A 16,855-nucleotide genomic window follows, 5' to 3' on the forward strand; every position below is an offset into this window, starting at 1 on the left:
TCAATCGCCGAACGGACCGGACGCGACAAACGCGCCCCCCTGGTAAACCATCGCCGGGTCATCCGCGGCCGGCATTGGTTGCGCTTCGATCTTGTCGCGGAACACTTCGGAGTTGTCCTGTGGCACGTAGCCCAGGCCAGCGGCGTAACGGTTGTCCCACCAGACGTTCTTGTTGTCGGACACGCCGTAGACGATGGTGTGGCCGACATTCGGCGCGTACAGCGCGCGTTCAAGCAATTGGGTCAGGTCGCCGAAGCTCAGCCAGGTGCTCATCATGCGGCGGTTTTGCGGTTCCGGGAACGAGGAGCCGATGCGCACGCTGACGGTCTCGATGCCGTAGCGATCGAAGTAGAAACTGGCGATGTCTTCGCCGTAGGACTTGGACAAACCGTAGTAGCTGTCCGGGCGGCGAGGGGAGCGGGCGTCGATCACTTCGTCCTGCTTGTAGAAACCGATGACGTGGTTGGAACTGGCGAAAATCACCCGCTTCACGCCATGCCGACGCGCGGCTTCGTAGATGTGGAACACGCCGCAGATATTGGCGCCGAGGATCTCTTCGAACGAGTGCTCGGTGGACACCCCGCCGAAGTGCAGGATCGCGTCCACGCCTTCGACCAGTTGATGCACGGCCTGCTTGTCGGCGAGGTCGCAAGTCACGACTTCTTCGCGGTCATCGATGGCCGGGGTGATGTCGACGATGTCCGACAGGCGAATCACGTTGGCATAAGGGCGCAGGGTTTCGCGCAGGACTTTGCCGAGGCCACCGGCGGCACCGGTCAGCAGCAGGCGATTGAAAGGGGCAGGGGATGTCGTGGTCATGGGAGTTCCTGAATTCGGGTCATTGCAGTTGTTGTAAGTTGTCGTATGACTTGGGCGGAGTATCGTTAGCCTTTCCGGTGGTTGTCAACGCGTTGGTGGTTGAAATGGACGGAGGGTCACAACGTCGGTCTTGAGTAAAGCACCTGCCCTGTGGCGAGGGAGCTTGCTCCCGCTGGGCTGCGCAGCAGACCCAAAATAGTTGGGAGCGCTTCGCACTCCAGCGCGAGCAAGCTCGCTCGCCACAGGGATTGAGTCGCTCCTTATGCCAGTGCTCGCCTCACAACAACGAAATCGGATAGCTCACAAAAATCCGGTTCTCATCGAACTCATTGGTGCTGAAGTCCTTGCGAATGCTCGCATTACGCCACTTGACGTTGAGGTTTTTCAGCACGCCGCTCTGTACGGTATAGGCCAGTTCGCTTTCGCGGCCCCATTCCTTGCCGTCGGTGATCGCCCCGGTGTGCACGTTATCGCCGCTGATGTAGCGGTTCATCAGGGTCAGGCCGGGAATGCCCAGGGCGACGAAGTTGTAGTCGTGGCGCACTTGCCAGGATTTTTCCTTGGCGTTGTCGTAGCTCGAGTTGTAGCTGTCGTTGGCCAGGGTGCCGCCGCTGGTGCCGTTGACGCGCATCCAGGCATCGTCGCCGCTGAGTTTTTGCAGGCCTACATAGAAGGTGCTGCCGCCGTATCTGGCCGAGAGCATGGCGAACGCGGTTTTGTTGTCGAGGTCGCCGGCCAGGGCGCTGCCGTCTTCCTTGCCGATGAAGTAGCCGAGGTTGGCGCCCAGGGTCCAGTCGCCGATGGGTTGGCTGTGGCTCAGGTTGAAATATTTCTGCTGATAGATGTCGCTGAGTTCCGAGTACCAGACGCCGACCAGGGTGCGCTTTTCATTGAAGGTGTATTCGCCGCCGCCAAAGTTGAAGCGATCCGAGGTGAACGCCGCTTTGCCGTTCATCGACATGTCGTCCATGCTCGAATCGTTGCGTGGGCTGTTGGCGCGGAACTGGCCGCCGTAGAGCTTCAGGCCATCGATTTCGCTGGACGTCACCTGGCCGCCGCGGAAGGTTTGCGGCAGGGAGCGGCCGTCGTCCGAGCGCAGGACGGGCAGCACCGGCATCCACTCGCCGACCTTCAATTCGGTCTTCGACACCTTGGCCTTGAACGCCACGTTGGTGCGGCCGAAGTTATCCGCCGGGCGCCCGTCGTGATCCAGCGGCAGCAGTCCCGTGCCGCCGGTGCCTTGGCCACCGTCGAGTTTCTTCGAGTACAGGCCCAGCACATCCACGCCGAAACCGACGGTGCCTTGGGTGAAGCCGGACTTGGCGTCGAGGATAAAGCTTTGCGTCCACTCTTCAGCCTTGCCCTGGGGGTAGGCCGGGTTGGTGAAGTTGCGATTGAAGTAGGCATTGCGCAGGTTCAGCGTGGCGCTGGCGTCGTCGACAAAACCTTCGGCGTGGCCAGTCATGGGCAAGGCGAGGGCCAGGCTGCTGCAACCGATCAGGCTCAGGGTGTGGCGGCGGATGAAGGTCGGGCGAGGGGTGCAGACGGCGGAATGACGGACGAGTTTGCTCACTGTGACTTCCCTTTGTTTCTTGTTGTTTTTATTGTTTGTTATACGTCGTCGTACAACATGGCGGCGATTATTTGCGTGGCTTTGCGGGGTTGTCAATCAGAAGTTGTACGATGACATGCCGATCTTTGCAGGAGCGAGGCTTGTGTGGCGAGGGGGCTTGCCCCCGTTGGGTCGCGAAGCGGCCCCATGAGGTTCTTCAGACCCACCGAGTCGTCTGATTTTACGACTGCTTCGCAGCCGAACGGGGGCAAGCCCCCTCGCCACACAGGCCCGCACCCACAGGGATGTGTGTTTTGCCCGACGATTTTGCGGCAAACTGGCGCCATCTCAACACAAGGCCTTTGAATGGATCACTACGCCCCGCGCAACTGGCAACCCCACGAACGGCCCAGTTTGCCCGGTTCTCCTTCGACGCCCGATCACTCCAACCCCAAGCGCCTGGCCTATGCGCTGGTGGGTTTGCTGGTGGCGTTGACCGGTGGCCTCGGCAATTCGCTGGTGATTGCCAACCTGCCTTACCTGCAGGGCGCGCTCGGCGCGACCACCGCCGAGATGGCCTGGCTGCCGGCGGCCTACGTGATGACCAACGTCTCGATGAACCTGCTGCTGGTGAAGTTTCGCCAGCAGTTCGGCTTGCGTGCGTTCACCGAAGTGTTCCTGGTGCTCTACGCCCTGGTGACCTTCGGCCATCTGTTCGTCAACGACCTGAGTTCGGCGATCGCGGTGCGCGCGGCCCACGGCATGGTCGGCGCGGCGCTGAGTTCGCTGGGCCTGTATTACATGATCCAGGCCTTCCCGGCGAAATGGCGGATGAAGGCGCTGGTGCTGGGCCTGGGGGCGTCGCAACTGGCGTTGCCGCTGGCGCGATTGTTCTCCGAAGACCTGATGCAAATCGCCGAATGGCGCGGCTTGTACCTGTTCGAATTGGGCATGGCGCTGCTGACGCTGGGCTGCGTGTTCCTGCTCAAGTTGCCGCCGGGCGACCGCTTCAAGACCTTCGAAAAGCTCGACTTCCTGACCTTCGCCATCCTTGCCAGCGGCGTGGCCCTGCTGTGCGCCGTGCTGTCCCTGGGACGTATCGACTGGTGGCTGGAAGCGCCGTGGATCGGCGTCGCGTCGGCGGCGTCCATCGTGCTGATCCTCGCCGGCCTGGCCATCGAACATAACCGTAGCAACCCGATGCTGATGACCCGTTGGCTTGGCAGCGGCGTGATGATTCGCCTGGCCCTGGCGGTGATCCTGATTCGCATGGTGTTGTCCGAGCAATCCACCGGTGCGGTCGGCTTCATGCAGATGCTGAACATGAGCAGCCAGCAACTGCACAGTCTCTATGTGGTGATGTTGCTCGGCAGCATCGCAGGTCTTGCCACCAGCGCCCTGACCATCGACCCCAAGCACCTGTTCATGCCACTGATCGTGTCCCTGGCGCTGATGGCGGTCGGCTCGGTGATGGACAGCTACTCGAACAACCTGACCCGCCCGGAAAACATGTACATCAGCCAGTTCCTGCTGGCTTTCGGCGGCACGTTTTTCCTCGGCCCGACCATGGTCCTGGGCACGCGCCGGGTGTTGACCAATCCGCGCAATCTGGTGAGTTTTTCGGTGCTGTTCGGGATCTGCCAGAACCTCGGCGGCTTGATCGGCGCGGCGCTGCTGGGCACGTTCCAGAGCGTTCGCGAAAAATTCCATTCCAGCAATATCGTTGAACACCTGACCCTGCTTGATCCGCGCGTCGCGGCACGGGTGCAGAGCGGCGGCAATGCGGTGGGCTCGATGATCGCCGACCCGAGCCTGCGCAACCTGCAAGGCATTCGCAGCCTGGCCACCGCCGCCACCCGCGAGGCCAATGTGCTGGCTTACAACGATGTGTTCATGCTGATCGCCGTGATTGCGGTGCTGACCATGATCTGGATTTCGATTCGCGCCCTGTGGCTGATGAGCACCACCCAAGCCGTCGCCCCAGCGCCTGCCACTCCTTCCGTTCAACCCAGCGGTGCCACTTCTTCATGACTGAACCGACCACCACGACCACCAATGCCATCGCCGCCACCCCTGAGGGCGTGGCGCCACCGTCCACGCCGGCCACCGAACCGCGTTCGCTGCGGGTGCGGATCATCTCGTCCATGGGCTTCGCGGCGATTGCCATCATCGGTGTGCTGATTGTGTTGTATGCCTGGCAATTGCCGCCGTTCAGCAGTGCTGTGGAAACCACGGAAAACGCCCTGGTGCGCGGCCAGGTGACGATCATCGGCCCGCAACTCAGCGGTTATGTGTACGAAGTGCCGGTGACCGACTTTCAGTTTGTGAAGGCCGGCGATTTGCTGGTGCGTCTCGATGACCGGATCTACAAGCAACACCTCGATCAGTCCCTGGCGCAACTGGCGGTGCAGAAAGCCGCGCTGGCCAATGTGGTGCAGCAACGCAACAGCGCCGAAGCGACCATCAAGTTGCGTCAGGCAGCGGTCGCCGACAGTCAGGCCCAGCAGCGCAAGAGTGAGGCGGATCTGCGGCGCAACAAAGAGCTGATCAATGACGGCTCGGTGTCCAGGCGCGAACTGGACGTGACCCTGGCCGCCAACGCCCAGACCATCGCCGCCGTGGCCCAGGCCCAGGCCAACCTGGAAATTGCCCGGCAGGATTTGCAAACCGTGATCGTTAATCGCGGCTCGCTGGAGGCGGCAGTGGCCAGCGCCGAAGCGGCGGTGCAACTGGCGCGCATTGACCTGTCCAACACCCGCGTCATTGCCCCGCGTGACGGTCAGCTCGGGCAGATCGGCGTGCGCCTCGGCGCCTACGTCAACTCCGGCGCGCAGTTGATGGCGCTGGTGCCGAACCAGTTGTGGGTGATCGCCAACATGAAGGAAACCCAGATGGACGACGTGCGCGTCGGCCAACCGGTGAGCTTCACCGTCGACGCGCTCGACCATCGTAAATTCAAGGGCAAGGTGCAGCGGATTTCGCCGGCCACGGGGTCGGAGTTCAGCCTGTTGCAGGCGGACAATGCGACCGGCAACTTCGTCAAGATCGCCCAGCGGGTGCCGGTGCGGATTACGGTGGATGAGGGGCAGGAGCAAAGTGAGCGGCTACGGCCGGGGATGTCGGTGGTGGTCAGCATTGATACGGCCGCAGAAGGGCATACCGATAACCCCTGAAACGCACCGGCCCGGGTAGGAGCGAGGCTTGCCCGCGAAGGCGGACTGTCAGCCGACATCAATGTTGCCTGACACACCGCTTTCGCGGGCAAGCCTCGCTCCTACAGGGTTAACCGGTAATCATCGGTGGCAGGGTACCCAGCAACGAAACCGCCGCCACCGCGCCCATCCCCAGCAACCATTCGAGCAGCACACTGGTTTTAAGCGCGCCAACCCGCTGTTCGCAATCCTTGATCCGCAACCGATTGAACAGCGCCAGCCCCAGCATCACCGCCACCAGCACGACCTTGATCAACAGAATCAAGGCAAACCCGGACAACAGCGGTGTCGGCCAAAACGCCCCGGTCAACACGCGAACGTTGATCAAACCGGTGATCACCAGTCCCGCCACCAAGCCATAACCGACTCCGCTAAAGCGCCGCAGTATCGTGCTCAGCCCGTGGCCGTTCGGCTGGCGCAGGATCATCACCAATAGCATCAACCCACCGAGCCACGCACCGACGCAGGTCAGGTGGATGATCTGGTTGAGGATCAGCAACTGGCCGCTGAGCCCGTCAAGCATCGCGCCATGGCCGACCGGCGCCAGGGTCGCGAGCAGCAAGCCGCTTACGATCAGCCTCAGCGGCACGTTCGCGCGCAGCGGCGTCAGCAGCAACACGAGCAGCACGGCATTGAGCAGCAGGTGCCAACTCCACACCTGGCCGAAAAACGTATTGCGCAGCACCAGGCTCAAGGTCGACGGATCGAACGCCGCATCCCAGGCCCCGGCCATGCTGGCGGTGATCAGGAGCAGCCAAGTCCCGCCGCTGATCAAGGCCACGACGGTCAGCCAGCGAGTGATGCGCGCCAGTTGTCGATCCAGAGGGGCGGCGTCAGCGTTCAGCAACAGCGGCCGGAACACCCAGGCCCCGAACAGCATCAACACCACCACAAAATGCAGGAAGCGGCACAGCACCAGCGCGTCGGTCATGAATTACTGGCCAACCTTGAAGCTGTAGGCGCCTTCACTTTTGTGGGTGTCGACCGACACCGCGTGCCATTCGACCTTGTACTCACCCGCCGTTAACGGCGCGTCAGGGGTAACGATCAGGGTTTTCTTGTCGCTGCCTTCGGTGGCCAGTTTTTTCGCTGGTACGCCGTTGATGGTCACTTTGGTAAAGGTCGCTTCAACCCCTTCGGAAAACACCAGGCGCAATTCCGTCGGCGCGCTAACGGTGCTGTCGGCCGCCGGAACCTGGCTTTTCAGATGCGCATGGGCGAACACCGACGAAGCGGCGAGCAGGGAGCCGAGCAGGGCGGCGGTGGTCAGGGCTTTTTTCAGCAGCATGGTCAGTTACCTTCTGGGCAGATTAATGGGCGTCACTTAAGCATGAACGCTGTGCGCCGGGAAATGTTTACGCCGGGCGTAGTTGCAGGTGAATGATGGGGAACGGCCGACCTTCGCCATCGGTGGGCGAGCGGCCGGTCTGTTCAAAACCATAGTACAAATAGAAGCCATGGGCCTGGGGGTTCTGTTCGTTGACGTCGACGCGCAGGGTCGTGTGCAGTGCTTTGACGTGGTCGAGCAACTGGCGGCCAATGCCCCGGCCCCGTTGCGACGGTTCGATAAACAGCATTTGCACGATGTTGTCGCCGGTGGCGATAAAGCCGGCGGGCGTGCTGTCCGGGTCTTGCGCGACCCACACCGTCAGCGCCGGCAGGTAGGCATCGCGCACCAGCGGCAGGAAGAACTGAACATCGTCTTCGCTCAGAAAGTCATGGGTCGCGCGCACCGAGCGTTCCCACAGGGTGGCGAGGGCGGCGTCGTCGGTGGCAACGCGAGGTCGAATGTTCACGGCGGGTGATCCATCGCGGCGGGAAAGTGCGGCGGATGCTACCCAATCGGTTTTCCCCGGGGAAGTGAAAAAGGCCTGTCGCCGCGACCCAGAGCGGATGCTAGTCTTGGGCAACGCTGTTGTCAGGGAGCCCTCATGGGCAATCACAAGATCGAGATCCGTCGCAGTAACGTCGAGAAAATCCTGCTGGGGGCCGAGAAGGTCTTCGCCGAAAAAGGCTTCGGCAGCACCGCCATGGCGGACATCGCCGCCGAAGTGCAACTGCCGCGCTCCAATCTGCATTACTACTTCAGCACCAAGGGTGAACTGTACAGCGCGGTGTTGTTCGACCTGCTGGAAGTGTGGAAGCAGGACGCCTTGTGCTTTGAAATGTTCGACGACCCGCGCGTGGTGCTCAGCAGCTACATCCGCGCCAAGATGAACCATTCCCGCAGCCGGCCGTACGGTTCGAAAGTCTGGGCCAACGAGATCATTCACGGCGCGCCGACGCTGGGTGAGGCGCTGGACGTGAGCCTGTACGACTGGGCCAAGATGAAAGAAGCGAAAATTCGCCAGTGGGTGGAGGACAAACGCATCCTGCCGGTGGAGCCTTCGGCGCTGCTGTACATGATCTGGGCCTCGACCCAGCATTACGCCGACTTTGATCATCAGGTGAATATCCTGAATGACCATCAGCCGTTGTCGGACATGCAGTTCGAGCGGGCGGTGCAGACGGTGACAAGCGTGATTTTGCGCGGGATTGGGTTGGAGCCGTAAGCCGATCGTTCCCACGCTCTGCGTGGGAATGCCGCCCGGGATGCTCTGCGTCCCATTGGAACGCGGAGCGTCCCTTGAGGCATTCCCACGCGGAGCGTGGGAACGATCAGTTACAGGGCGACGTGGTAGGGGTTTCTCGGATCATGATTCCAGTCCAGAAACGGTTTGCCCGTATCCATCGGCACCATCTCAATGCAATCCGCCACCGGGCAGGTGATCTGGCACAGATTGCAGCCCACGCACTCATCATCGATCACTTCATATTTATGCGTCCCGTCGGCCTGCCTGAGGCTGGCAATCGCCTGGTGCGACGTGTCTTCACACGCAATATGGCAACGGCCACAACCAATACACGCCTCCTGATCAATCTTGGCAATCACCTGATAGTTGATGTCGAGGTACTTCCAATCCGTCGTATTACCCACCGCGCGCCCGGAAAAGTCCGCGATGCTGGCGTAGCCCTGACTGTCCATCCAGCGCGATAAGCCGTCCTTCATCTCATCGACGATGCGGAACCCATGGAGCATCGCCGCGGTGCACACCTGCACCGCGCCGCTGCCCAACGCGATGAATTCCGCCGCGTCGCGCCAACTGCCGATGCCGCCAATGCCGCAGATCGGCAGGCCCTGGGTCTGAGGGTCGCGGGCGATTTCGGCGACCATATTCAGCGCAATCGGCTTCACTGCCGAACCGCAATAACCGCCGTGGGTGCTTTGGTGGCCGACGGTGGGGATGGCGACCATTTGTTCCAGGTTGACGCTGGTGATCGAGTTGATCGTATTGATCAGCGACACCGCATCGGCGCCGCCACGGTGGGCTGCACGGGCGGCGACACGGATGTCGGTGATGTTCGGCGTGAGCTTGACGATCACCGGCAGCGAGCAATAGGTCTTGCACCAACGGGTGACCTGTTCGACGTACTCCGGCACCTGACCGACCGCCGCGCCCATGCCCCGTTCCGGCATGCCGTGGGGGCAGCCGAAGTTCAGCTCGATGCCGTCGGCCCCGGTGGCTTCCACCAGCGGCAGGATGAATTTCCACGACTCTTCGACGCACGGCACCATCAGCGACACGATCAGCGCACGGTCCGGCCAGTCCTTTTTGACCTGGGTGATTTCCCGCAGGTTGATTTCCAGCGAACGGTCGGTGATCAGCTCAATGTTGTTGATGCCCATGACCTCGCGGTTGGCCCCGAAGTGCGCCGAGTACCGCGAAGACACGTTGACCGCCGCCGGGTCTTCACCCAGGGTTTTCCAGACCACGCCGCCCCAGCCAGCCTCGAAGGCGCGGACCACGTTGTAGGCTTTGTCGGTGGGTGGCGCGGAGGCCAGCCAGAACGGATTGGGGGCTTTGATGCCGGCGAAGACAATCGAGAGATCGGCCATTTACGCAGCCTCCACGTTGAGCATGAGTTGGGCGTTGATCGCTTCGGCGGCGAGTTTGCCGTGTTGCACCGCTTGCACGGTCAGGTCTTGATCGAGGCTGGTGCAGTCGCCACCGGCATACACGCCGGGGATGCTGGTGCGCAGGTTTTCATCCACGTGGATGCGCTCGCCCTGACGCTTGAGTTCCCGGGCCAGCGGGTCGGCGAGGGCGCTGCCGTCGAAGGCTTGGCCGATGGCTTTGAAGATCGCGTCGGCGGCCAGTTCGAAGGTTTGCCCGGTGGTTTGCAGGCGACCGTCGACCATGTGCGTGCGGGCGAAACGCATGCCGCGCACGTTGCCTTGATCATCGAGCAGCACTTGTTCCGGTTGTGCCCAGGTCAGCAAACGCACCTGGTTGGCCTTGGCAATGTCTTGTTCGTGACCGGTGGCGCCCATGTCCTCGACGCCACGGCGGTAGACCAGATTGACGTCATGAGCCCCAAGACGCGCCATTTGCACCGCCATGTCGATCGCGGTGTTGCCGGCGCCGAGGACGATGCAACGGTCGGCCAGCGGCAGTTGCGTCAGGTCATCGGCCTGGCGCAGTTCGCGGATGTAATCGGTGGCGGCGAGCAGCCCCGGCGCGTCCTCGTGATCCAGCCCCAGTTGTTTGCTAGCGGCCAGGCCCAGGCCGAGGAACACCGCGTCGAATTGTTGATGGAGTTCGCTGAGGGTCAGGTTTTCGCCAAGTTTCTGCCCGTGACGGATTTCGATGCCGCCGATTTGCAGCAGGAAATCCAGTTCCTTTTGCGCGTAGTCGTCCACCAGTTTGTACTTGGCGATCCCGTATTCATTGAGGCCGCCAGCCTTTTCCCTGGCTTCGAATATCACCACGTCATGGCCGTGCATGGCACTGCGGTGGGCGCAGGACAAACCCGCCGGCCCGGCTCCGACCACGGCGATGCGCTTGCCGGTGGCGGCGGCGCGCTGGAACGGGTGTTCGCTGAAGTGCGCGTTGTCCACGGCGTAGCGTTGCAGCAGGCCGATCAACACTGGTGCGCACTCATGATCGTTGTTACGCACACACGCTTGCTGACACAGGATTTCCGTCGGACAAACCCGGGCGCAACTGCCGCCAAGGATGTTCGCCGAAAGGATTTTCTGCGCGGCGCCCTGGACGTTTTCCGTGTGGATATTGCGGATGAACGACGGAATATCAATCTCGCTCGGACAGGCATTCACGCACGGCGCGTCGTAGCAATACAGACAGCGCGAAGCTTCCAGATGGGCCTGACGGTCGTTGAGCGGCGGCGCCAGGTCGGTGAAATGACCGGCGAGGGCGGCCGCATTCTCGTAGGGATGCGGGAGGTGGTTCAGGGTCTTGATCACGGTTTAAGGCCTCATGGTTTTTGAGGTGTCTGCCTCTGGTGGGCAGTGGGTTGATCGTTCCCACGCTCCGCGTGGGAATGCCTCAAGGGACGCTCTGCGTTCCAATGGGACGCGGAGCGTCCCGGGCTGCATTCCCACGCGGAGCGTGGGAACGATCATGGGTCAACGCTTGACGGCAACCGGCTTGTGCAGCTCAGCCCGCTTGCTCAGCAAATCAAACACCGCCGGATACGCCGGCCGTTCGACGTACCGCCCGGCCCCGCGCTCGGCGCGCAGATCGCCATCAGTCCAGACCACGCGGCCCTGGCTGACGGTATGGCTGGGCACACCGCGCACGGTCTTGCCTTCGAAGATGTTGAAATCCACCTGCTGATGGTGGGTTTTGGCGGAGATGGTGCGCGTGCCTTCCGGGTCCCACAGCACCAGGTCCGCATCAGCGCCAACGCGTATCGCGCCTTTGCGCGGGTAGAGGTTGAAGATCTTCGCGGTGTTGGTGGAGGTGAGGGCGACGAAGTCCTGCATCGAAAACCGTCCAGTGTTCACCCCTTCATCCCAGAGCACCGCCATGCGGTCTTCGATACCGGCGGTGCCATTCGGGATCTTGCTGAAATCGTCCTTGCCGGCGGCTTTTTGCTCGGCGCAGAAGCAGCAATGGTCGGTGGCGGTGGTGTGCAGGTTGCCGGATTGCAGGCCATGCCAAAGCGCTTCCTGATGGCCGCGCGGGCGGAAGGGCGGGCTCATCACGTAACCGGCGGCGGTCTGCCAGTCCGGGTGTTGATAGACGCTGTCGTCCAGCAGCAGATGCCCGGCGAGGACTTCGCCATAGACCTGTTGCCCCTTGCTGCGAGCGTAGGTGATTTCGTCGAGGGCTTCCTTGGTCGAGACATGCACCATGTACAACGGCGTGCCAATGGTTTCGGCAATGCGAATCGCCCGGCTCGCCGCTTCGCCTTCCACTTGCGATGGGCGAGACAGTGGATGCGCTTCCGGCCCGGTGATGCCCTGGGCCATCAACTTGCGTTGCAGGTGATAGACCAACTCACCGTTTTCCGCATGCACGGTCGGCACCGCGCCGAGTTCCAGGCAGCGCTCGAAACTCGCCACCAGGGTGTCGTCAGCGGCCATGATCGCGTTCTTGTAGGCCATGAAGTGCTTGAAGCTGTTGATGCCGTGATGGCTGACCAGCTCGGCCATTTCCTCGCGCACCTGCTCGCTCCACCAGGTGATCGCGACGTGGAAACCGTAGTCCGATGCCGACTTCTCGGCCCAGCCGCGCCACTGATGAAACGCCTCCATCAACGACTGCTGCGGATTGGGAATCACGAAGTCGATGATCGACGTCGTACCCCCGGCCAGACCCGCCGCCGTGCCACTGAAAAAGTCTTCACTGGCCACGGTGCCCATAAAGGGCAGTTGCATGTGGGTGTGGGGGTCGATGCCGCCGGGCATCAGGTATTGGCCGCTGCCGTCGAGCACTTCGGCACCGGCGGGAACATCCAGGTTTTCACCAATGGCTTTGATCACGCCGTCGGCGCAATACACATCAGCACGGTAACTTTCATCATGGGTAATAACGGTGGCGCCACGGATCAACAGAGACATTCCGAGTTCCTCGCAGGCATGACCGACTTATGCCGGTTCTAAATGTTTTATATGAAGCCGGCGCAAACAGGTGTATTCCTGTCAGCGCTGTCAGGAATAGACGCTAGCTGGAGTTTATCGAATGAGCAAGAATAATTTTCATAAGCTTATATTGATAATAACTTATTGATTAATAAGGATTAAAAACTGAAATCACCAAAATGGTGAGGCCGATCACCATTTTGACGCACTTGACAGGATCGAAAAAAAGACCAGATTTCCTATGTGAAATCAGCCGCTTGAGGATGGACTATGGTTGATGCGCAAGTTTTAAAAAAGAGGGATGCACCAGATTGAGTCCTGACGGTTCCGACAACTTGCTGCGCATTCGGCCTGAGTGATGTGGCAAGTAACCGAAGACTCAATAGTTGAATGAATAAAACTGATAAGCATCAGTTGTTTAGCAAAGTTTTATGGCACGGCAAGAGGCGCCAGCGGGAACCCCGGCACGTTTATTGATGCCGCCGCTGACACCTTGGCCGGTCCATGAAAGTTGTCAGTTCCTCCGGCCATCGTCGGCTCGTGCCCCCCAGGCGCCAGCCCCTGATGAGCAAAAATAATTCAAAGAACAGTGGAGCGGCCATGCAACAGATCAGATCGCAAGTGACCGAGCGCGACGGCTTGTTTGAGCTCGAAGCCGGCACCGACGTCCTCGACAGTCCCCGTTACAACCACGACATGGCACCGACCAAGGTGCACGAACGAACCTGGAACAAATGGCACATCACCGCGCTGTGGATCGGCATGTCGATCTGCGTGCCCACGTATACCCTCGGCGGCGTGCTCACCGCGTATTTCGGCCTGAGTGTCGGCGAGGCGCTGCTGGCGATTCTGTTTGCCAACCTCATCGTCCTGATCCCGCTGACCCTCAACGCCTTCGCCGGGACCAAGTACGGCATTCCGTTTCCGGTGTTGCTGCGCTCGTCCTTCGGCATCCTCGGCTCCAACGTGCCGTGCCTGATTCGGGCGCTGGTGGCGTGCGGCTGGTTTGGCATTCAGACGATGTTTGGCGGGTTGGCGATTCACCTGTTTCTGGGCTCGATATTCGAAGGCTGGAAATCCCTCGGCGGCACCGGCGAAGTCATCGGTTTCATGATCTTCTGGACGCTGAACCTGTGGGTGGTGCTGCGCGGTGCCGAATCGATCAAATGGCTGGAAACCCTGTCCGCACCATTGTTGGTGGCGGTCGGCATTGGTCTGCTGGTGTGGGCGATGCCCAATGTGTCGATGACCGAACTGCTGGCAATTCCAGCCAAACGCCCTGAGGGTGCGAGCGTGGTCAGTTACTTCGCCGCCGGGCTGACGGCGATGGTCGGGTTCTGGGCCACGCTGTCGCTGAACATCCCGGACTTCAGCCGCTATGCCAAAAGCCAGAAGGACCAGATCCTCGGGCAGATTTTCGGCTTGCCGCTGACCATGTTCCTGTTCGCCGCCCTCGGTGTGGTGATGACCGCCGCGTCGGTGAAACTGGTGGGCGTCACTGTCTCCGATCCGGTCAGCCTGATCGGGCATATCCAGAGCCCGGTCTGGGTTGCGGTGGCCATGGCGCTGATCATCATCGCCACGTTGTCGACCAACACCGCCGCCAACATTGTCTCGCCGACCAACGACTTCCAGAACATCGCGCCCAAAGTGATTAACCGCACCAAAGCCGTGCTGCTCACCGGTCTGGTCGGGTTGCTGCTGATGGGCCATGAGTTGCTGAAAAAGCTCGGGCTGATCGTCTCCGACGTGAGCCTGGATACCGTCTATTCCAACTGGTTGCTGGGCTACTCCAGCTTGCTCGGGCCCATCGCCGGGATCATGGTGGTGGACTACTTCCTGATCAAGAAACAGCAACTGGACTTGGCCGGGCTCTATCGCGATGACGTGTACCCGGCGTGGAACTGGTTCGGGTTTATCGCCTTTGGCGTGCCGGTGGTGCTGACGTTGCTGTCGCTGGGTAGCGATGCGTTCAGCTGGTTCTACAGCTACGGCTGGTTTACCGGGTCGGCGCTGGGCGGGTTGATTTATTACGGGTTGTGTTCGATGCGGACCAGTCCGTCGGTTGTGAAATCTTCGGTGTGATTGCGGGCCTCTTCGCGGGCAAGCCTCGCTCCTACAGATTCGCACAGTCCCTTGTAGGAGCGAGGCTTGCCCGCGAAGACGGCCGCAAAAACACCCAAAAAATGCCTGAAGAAACCTATAACAACTGCCTGAGGAGATCCCCATGAACGCTGCCGTAGACGTTCTGCAATCCACCCATCAGCACATCAACCGCGACCGCTTGTGGCAGTCGCTCATGGAACTGGCCAAGCTCGGCGCCACGGTCAAGGGCGGCGTGTGCCGCCTGGCCCTGACTGACCTCGACCGCCAGGCCCGGGATATTTTCGTCAATTGGTGCGAGGAGGCCGGCTGCACCGTCACCGTCGACGCCGTCGGCAACATCTTCGCCCGCCGCCCCGGCCGCAACCCGAACCTGCCACCGGTGATGACCGGCAGCCACATCGACACCCAGCCCACTGGGGGCAAGTTCGACGGCTGCTTCGGCGTGCTCGCCGGCGTCGAAGTGCTGCGCACCCTCAATGACCTCGGCGTGGAAACCGAAGCGCCGCTGGAAGTGGTGGTCTGGACCAACGAAGAAGGCTCGCGCTTCGCCCCGTGCATGATGGGCTCCGGCGTGTTCGCAGAAAAATTCACCCTCGAAGAAACCCTGGCCAAGGTCGATGCCGACGGCGTCACCGTTGGCGAAGCCCTGAACGCGATCGGTTACGCCGGCCCACGCAAAGTCAGTGGCCACGCCGTCGGCGCCTATTTCGAGGCGCACATCGAGCAAGGCCCGATCCTCGAAGACGAACACAAAACCATCGGCATCGTCATGGGCGCCCTCGGCCAGAAATGGTTCGACCTCAAGCTGCGCGGCGTCGAAGCCCACGCCGGCCCGACCCCCATGCACCTGCGCAAGGACGCCCTGGTCGGCGCCGCTGTGATCGTCGGCGCCGTCAACCGCGCTGCCCTCGGCCATCAACCCCACGCCTGCGGCACCGTCGGCTGCCTGCAAGCCTACCCTGGCTCGCGCAACGTCATCCCCGGTGAAGTGCGCATGACCCTCGACTTCCGCCATCTGGAACCGGCGCGCCTGGATTCGATGATCGCCGAAGTGCGCCAAGTCATCGAAACCACCTGTGAGGAGCACGGCCTGACCTTCGAACTGACCCCCACCGCCGACTTCCCGCCGCTGTACTTCGACAAGGGCTGCGTCGAAGCGGTCCGCGGCGCGGCACAGGGGCTGGGTTTGTCGCACATGGACATCGTCAGCGGGGCAGGGCACGACGCGATCTTCCTCGCCGAACTCGGCCCGGCCGGGATGATCTTCGTACCCTGCGAAGGCGGGATCAGCCACAACGAAATCGAAAACGCCGCGCCGGACGATCTGGCGGCTGGGTGTGCGGTGTTGTTGCGGGCGATGTTGGCAGCTTCGAAGGCAATTGCCGACGGTGAATTGGCGGCCTGAGTTGAAAACCCGTCGATTGTTCACGCCCCAACGCGGCGTGAATAATCGATCCCTTAGCGGGTTTCCTTGATGTCGTAGCTGTGCTGGATATGGAAGAACCCGCGCGGTGTCTGCTGGGTACCTAATTGCTGGTAATACGGATACCAATACTTGGCCATGATCCACAGGTATTCCGGGCATGCCGCCCGGGATTCCAGGCCCGGCGTGACGTCGAACTGCGCGGTGTTGTAGACCGCCTCCAACATGCTCGCCCCGGGCATGCCGATGCCTTCATGGATCGGGTTGGGCGTGCGATCGGCACCCCAGGCGTAGGCGAGCCAGCGCAGGATATGTTCCAGGCTGTCGACCGGCGAGCGCGAATGCTTGAAGCGCTCGATGGATTCGCGAATTGTCTGCTGCGGCACCGGTAGCGCGATCACGCAGACGTTTTCCCAATGCGCGGCATCGGCAAAGTGGCTCAGGGGTTGTTCCACCACGCCGTTGCGCTTGGTGGCGAACTCGGCCTGTTCCGGCTGGAACAGTGGCACATGGATCGCCGTGGTCTTGGCCGCCGACCTCGGTGCCAGGTTGATGAACGCGGCCTCGGACCAATACGAGGGCAGCAAGTCGTTGCGCAAGTGCGACTGGGCGACTCGCAACCGGAACGCGAGGATATCGATGGCGCCGAACAGCGCAATGAACGACCAGGCTTTCGGGTCCAGGTCGAGCTTCTGGATCGCTCGCAAAACCCAGGCGTCATTGCCTTCCTGCTTGGTGCGTTTGAGTGGTACGAAATCCGGGTTTTTATCCTTTGCCGAAGAGTTGCGCGCGTGCGCCATGGCAGATCTCCTGTC

General features: G+C 61.4%; 14 protein-coding genes. 5 read left to right on the forward strand and 9 right to left on the reverse strand.

All coding sequences use genetic code 11. From position 1 onward, the window contains the following. Positions 1 to 819: an NAD(P)-dependent oxidoreductase gene (locus tag FQ192_RS27875; RefSeq protein ID WP_149661400.1), complete on the reverse strand. Its 819-nt coding sequence runs from the start codon at positions 817 to 819 to the stop codon at positions 1 to 3. Positions 820 to 1,096: 277 nt separating this feature from the next. Beyond that, a complete protein-coding gene (locus tag FQ192_RS27880; protein WP_178129259.1) occupies positions 1,097 to 2,392 on the reverse strand; it encodes an OprD family porin in 1,296 nt (431 codons plus the stop codon). 345 nt (positions 2,393 to 2,737) lie between these two features. Between FQ192_RS27880 and FQ192_RS27890 the strand changes: the two genes are divergently transcribed. After that, positions 2,738 to 4,402, forward strand: a complete 1,665-nt coding sequence (locus FQ192_RS27890; RefSeq protein WP_149661401.1) for an MFS transporter — start codon at positions 2,738 to 2,740, stop codon at positions 4,400 to 4,402. Continuing rightward, the gene (locus FQ192_RS27895) at positions 4,399 to 5,544 is read left to right on the forward strand and encodes an HlyD family secretion protein (protein WP_149661402.1); all 1,146 of its coding nucleotides are present in this window, start codon (positions 4,399 to 4,401) and stop codon (positions 5,542 to 5,544) included. Before FQ192_RS27890 ends, FQ192_RS27895 begins: the two co-directional genes overlap by 4 nt. Positions 5,545 to 5,653: 109 nt before the next feature. On the opposite strand, the gene copD is transcribed toward FQ192_RS27895, so the two are convergent. From copD to FQ192_RS27910, 3 genes are all read right to left on the reverse strand, one after another. After that, on the reverse strand, positions 5,654 to 6,514 hold the full coding sequence (gene copD / locus FQ192_RS27900; RefSeq protein ID WP_149661403.1) for a copper homeostasis membrane protein CopD: 861 nt from the start codon (positions 6,512 to 6,514) through the stop codon (positions 5,654 to 5,656). A gap of 3 nt (positions 6,515 to 6,517) precedes the next feature. Then, entirely contained in the window at positions 6,518 to 6,871 is a 354-nt protein-coding gene (copC, locus tag FQ192_RS27905; RefSeq protein ID WP_149661404.1) for a copper homeostasis periplasmic binding protein CopC, read from the reverse strand. A gap of 67 nt (positions 6,872 to 6,938) precedes the next feature. After that, positions 6,939 to 7,379: an acetyltransferase gene (locus FQ192_RS27910; protein ID WP_149661405.1), complete on the reverse strand. Its 441-nt coding sequence runs from the start codon at positions 7,377 to 7,379 to the stop codon at positions 6,939 to 6,941. A gap of 135 nt (positions 7,380 to 7,514) precedes the next feature. Between FQ192_RS27910 and FQ192_RS27915 the strand changes: the two genes are divergently transcribed. Continuing rightward, positions 7,515 to 8,135 (forward strand): TetR/AcrR family transcriptional regulator, encoded by a 621-nt coding sequence (locus tag FQ192_RS27915; RefSeq protein ID WP_149661406.1) that lies wholly within the window; start codon positions 7,515 to 7,517, stop codon positions 8,133 to 8,135. A gap of 110 nt (positions 8,136 to 8,245) precedes the next feature. Here the strand turns inward: FQ192_RS27915 and preA are convergent, their stop codons facing one another. From preA to hydA, 3 genes are all read right to left on the reverse strand, one after another. After that, positions 8,246 to 9,520 carry an NAD-dependent dihydropyrimidine dehydrogenase subunit PreA gene (preA, locus tag FQ192_RS27920; RefSeq protein ID WP_149661407.1) on the reverse strand — a complete coding sequence of 425 codons (1,275 nt, stop codon included), beginning with the start codon at positions 9,518 to 9,520 and terminating at the stop codon, positions 8,246 to 8,248. Beyond that, the gene (locus FQ192_RS27925; RefSeq protein WP_149661408.1) at positions 9,521 to 10,888 is read right to left on the reverse strand and encodes an NAD(P)-dependent oxidoreductase; all 1,368 of its coding nucleotides are present in this window, start codon (positions 10,886 to 10,888) and stop codon (positions 9,521 to 9,523) included. A 162-nt stretch (positions 10,889 to 11,050) separates the two neighbouring features. After that, positions 11,051 to 12,490: a dihydropyrimidinase gene (gene hydA, locus FQ192_RS27930; protein WP_149661409.1), complete on the reverse strand. Its 1,440-nt coding sequence runs from the start codon at positions 12,488 to 12,490 to the stop codon at positions 11,051 to 11,053. Between the two features lie 621 nt (positions 12,491 to 13,111). Here hydA and FQ192_RS27935 point away from each other — a divergent pair. Both FQ192_RS27935 and FQ192_RS27940 read left to right on the forward strand, forming a co-directional pair. Continuing rightward, positions 13,112 to 14,596, forward strand: coding sequence for an NCS1 family nucleobase:cation symporter-1 (locus FQ192_RS27935; RefSeq protein ID WP_149661410.1), 1,485 nt, complete (start codon positions 13,112 to 13,114; stop codon positions 14,594 to 14,596). A gap of 142 nt (positions 14,597 to 14,738) precedes the next feature. Continuing rightward, complete coding sequence (locus FQ192_RS27940; protein WP_149661411.1) at positions 14,739 to 16,022, forward strand: Zn-dependent hydrolase; 1,284 nt, start codon at positions 14,739 to 14,741, stop codon at positions 16,020 to 16,022. A gap of 53 nt (positions 16,023 to 16,075) precedes the next feature. Here FQ192_RS27940 and FQ192_RS27945 read toward each other — a convergent pair whose 3' ends face one another. After that, positions 16,076 to 16,840, reverse strand: coding sequence for a hypothetical protein (locus tag FQ192_RS27945; RefSeq protein WP_149661412.1), 765 nt, complete (start codon positions 16,838 to 16,840; stop codon positions 16,076 to 16,078). Positions 16,841 to 16,855 lie beyond the last annotated feature (15 nt).

The organism is Pseudomonas sp. ANT_J12 (assembly GCF_008370045.1).
In the GTDB taxonomy this organism is placed as follows: domain Bacteria; phylum Pseudomonadota; class Gammaproteobacteria; order Pseudomonadales; family Pseudomonadaceae; genus Aquipseudomonas.

What these genes read in the sequence shown, in the direction of transcription:
- FQ192_RS27875 (WP_149661400.1), bottom strand. Translation starts at nt 819, where the DNA reads ATGACCACGACATCCCCTGCCCCTTTCAATCGCCTGCTGCTGACCGGT.
- FQ192_RS27890 (WP_149661401.1), top strand. Translation starts at nt 2,738, where the DNA reads ATGGATCACTACGCCCCGCGCAACTGGCAACCCCACGAACGGCCCAGT.
- FQ192_RS27895 (WP_149661402.1), top strand. Translation starts at nt 4,399, where the DNA reads ATGACTGAACCGACCACCACGACCACCAATGCCATCGCCGCCACCCCT.
- copD (WP_149661403.1), bottom strand. Translation starts at nt 6,514, where the DNA reads ATGACCGACGCGCTGGTGCTGTGCCGCTTCCTGCATTTTGTGGTGGTG.
- copC (WP_149661404.1), bottom strand. Translation starts at nt 6,871, where the DNA reads ATGCTGCTGAAAAAAGCCCTGACCACCGCCGCCCTGCTCGGCTCCCTG.
- FQ192_RS27915 (WP_149661406.1), top strand. Translation starts at nt 7,515, where the DNA reads ATGGGCAATCACAAGATCGAGATCCGTCGCAGTAACGTCGAGAAAATC.
- preA (WP_149661407.1), bottom strand. Translation starts at nt 9,520, where the DNA reads ATGGCCGATCTCTCGATTGTCTTCGCCGGCATCAAAGCCCCCAATCCG.
- hydA (WP_149661409.1), bottom strand. Translation starts at nt 12,490, where the DNA reads ATGTCTCTGTTGATCCGTGGCGCCACCGTTATTACCCATGATGAAAGT.
- FQ192_RS27935 (WP_149661410.1), top strand. Translation starts at nt 13,112, where the DNA reads ATGCAACAGATCAGATCGCAAGTGACCGAGCGCGACGGCTTGTTTGAG.
- FQ192_RS27940 (WP_149661411.1), top strand. Translation starts at nt 14,739, where the DNA reads ATGAACGCTGCCGTAGACGTTCTGCAATCCACCCATCAGCACATCAAC.
- FQ192_RS27945 (WP_149661412.1), bottom strand. Translation starts at nt 16,840, where the DNA reads ATGGCGCACGCGCGCAACTCTTCGGCAAAGGATAAAAACCCGGATTTC.